The 2,423-nt window shown below is 68.6% G+C and carries 3 protein-coding genes; 2 read left to right on the plus strand and 1 reads right to left on the minus strand.

The genetic code is table 11. The features are described from left to right. Positions 1 to 370, plus strand: a 370-nt coding sequence (locus ABFS34_16450) for a coenzyme F420-0:L-glutamate ligase (protein ID MEN8377016.1), incomplete at its 5' end; no start/stop codon positions are given. A 129-nt stretch (positions 371 to 499) separates the two neighbouring features. Next, a complete protein-coding gene (locus ABFS34_16455) occupies positions 500 to 2,032 on the plus strand; it encodes an IS1380 family transposase (GenBank protein ID MEN8377017.1) in 1,533 nt (510 codons plus the stop codon). 197 nt (positions 2,033 to 2,229) lie between these two features. On the opposite strand, the gene ABFS34_16460 is transcribed toward ABFS34_16455, so the two are convergent. Beyond that, positions 2,230 to 2,423, minus strand: a 194-nt coding sequence (locus ABFS34_16460; GenBank protein ID MEN8377018.1) for a hypothetical protein, incomplete at its 5' end; no start/stop codon positions are given.

The raw sequence follows: 2,423 nt of genomic DNA on the forward strand, positions 1-2,423 counted from the left end.
GATGATGCCAATGTTACTGCAAATTATCTTATTATTCATGCGCGACGCCCTGCACGCCGCCGGCCACGGACCGCTGGCGGTGATCGTCTCGGACACCTTCGGACGACCCTGGCGCGAGGGACTCGTCGACGTGGCGCTCGGCTGCGCCGGCATGGCGCCGATCGCCGACCTGCGCGGCCGACCCGACCTTGCCGGCCGCGAGCTCCAGGTCACCGCCACCGCCACGGCCGATCAGCTGGCCGCCGCCGCAGGCCTGCTGATGCCCAAAGACGCCGGCATCCCCGCCGTGTGGATCGAGGGCATCGCCCCGGAAGGCGACGGCAGCCTCCGCGACACGCTCCGCGACTCCGCCACCGACCTCTTCCGCTAGCCCTCAAGTAAGCGCGGATCGAACGCTTCGCGGTGTTCGAAGGCGCCAAAACGGGGAACGGGAGCGCGTTTCCTGGGGTAATCTCGGCTTTGCACGAACCCGAGATCCTCCAGAAAGCGACGCTCCCGAGTGAAGAAGCCTACCGCGCCCATTCGCGCGAGTCACCTCAATACTGGTACGGGGATTTCGGAGGAAGAGCTTGCCTGGCCCGAGACCTCGGGTCGGGTAACGCGGCTGCCCCGGCTGCGGGTGGAGATCGCTGAGCGCTCCACGGTCACGCCCTACGGGGGCCTGGCGCTGGCGACGGCGTTTCTCAAGCGCTTCCGCGTGGCCCAGGAGATCGATGAACGGGTCCACGTGCTGAAGATCCACCTGCCGTTCCACGAGTCGGACCACGTGCTGGCGCAGGCGTTGAACCTGTACGTGGGCGGGCAGTGTCTGGAGGACCAGGCGGCGCTGCAGCACGACGAGGGGGTGTTGCGGATCCTGGGATCGTGTCGGCTTCCGGATCCGACGACCGCTGGAGACTTCCTCCGGCGCTTCGAGGAGCGAGTCCACCCCGGGAGTTTGGCGGGGTTGCGTTCCGCGATCGACGCCGTCCAGGACGCCGTGTGGGGGAAGCTGGCCGGGAAGCGGAAGAAGAAGCGCGACTTGGCGGTGGTGGACCTGGACGGTCACACGAAGACGCTCTACGGGGTGCAGAAGGAGGGCGCGGACTTCGACCACAAGGGTCGCTGGTCGTACAACGTGTTGCTGGCCTCGTTGGCCGGTACCGGGGAGTGTCTGGCGGTTCGGAATCGGTCCGGCAACTTGCGCTCGAGCCACGGGGCCGCCGAGCTGCTGGAACAGACGCTGCCTCGGGTGAAGAGGCGTTTCGCGGACGTGCTGGTGCGAGCCGACAGCGACTTCGATCGCCGAGATGTGCGCGAAGCCTGCGAAGCGGAGGGCGCCTTTTTCGCCTTCGTGGCCCGGGAGGCCTCGAATCGGCTCTCCTGGGCCGAGGGGATCCCGGCGTCGGCGTGGAAGCCGTTCCGCACGCGGGCGCATCGGGGTCGAGAGGTGCGGTGCGCGCGCCCCGGCTTCGAACCGCGGCGCAAGAAGCGCAACCGCCGCCGGCGCCGCGCGCGGGCGCGGGGCTACACCGACCTGAAGCTCGTTCGCCAGTGGGTGGCGGAGATCCCCTGGACGCCGGCGGGCTCCGAGAAGACCTACCGGATGATCCTCCGCCGCCAGCGCATCGAGCAGTCCGAGGGCCAGAAGGTTCTCTTCGACTTCTACCGTTATCGCTACGTGGTCACGAACCTCCCGGCGTCCTGGTCCGCCGAGGAGGTGATCGATGCCACCTACCAGCGCTGTGACCAGGAGAACGTGATCGAGCAGATGGGCAGCGGCGTCGCGCTGTGGCGCATGCCCGTCGCCGAGTTCGATGGCAACAGCGCGTGGCTCGAGATCGGGCGCCTGGCGTGGAATCTCGGCAAGTGGATCGCCCAGCTCGCGTTGCCCCCCGAAGTTGTGCGCTGGGAATGGAAACGCTACCGCCAAGCCTTCGTGTACTTGGCCGCCGAGGCAATCTACCGCAGCCGACAGCGCTGGTTGCGCATGAGCCCGGCGCATCGGTTCCTCCCCACGCTGGTCGCCGCGCACACGCAGCTCCAAACCTAAGCGACGCGGGTGTCAAATCTTTGGCAACACGGCGGCGCGGGGCGGGTGTGCGCGCCCTTCGCCCGACGCTCGCAGGGCCGCGACCTCACAGAGAAAATCGACCTCGACCGAAGGCGCCGCCGCGCGGCTTTCTCCCCTCGCCGCCCCGAGTGGGTGCCGATTGGTGCGAGAACGGCCGATGAACGCTTATTTCAGGGCTAGCTCGAGGCGCGCTCCTCCAGCGTGGCCAGGATGCGCTCCGCCAGGCCCTCGGCGGCGGGCGTCAGCATCGGTGCGATCATGGCGTTGACCATGGGGGCCATGGGCCCGCCGGGCTCGATGCGCAGCCGGAAGGTCAGGCGCGTCTCAGCCGAGCCGCCCTCCCCGCCCGCGCCCACCCTGGGACGCTCGA

This window comes from Gemmatimonadota bacterium (genome assembly GCA_039715185.1).
GTDB lineage: Bacteria > Gemmatimonadota > Gemmatimonadetes > Longimicrobiales > RSA9 > DATHRK01.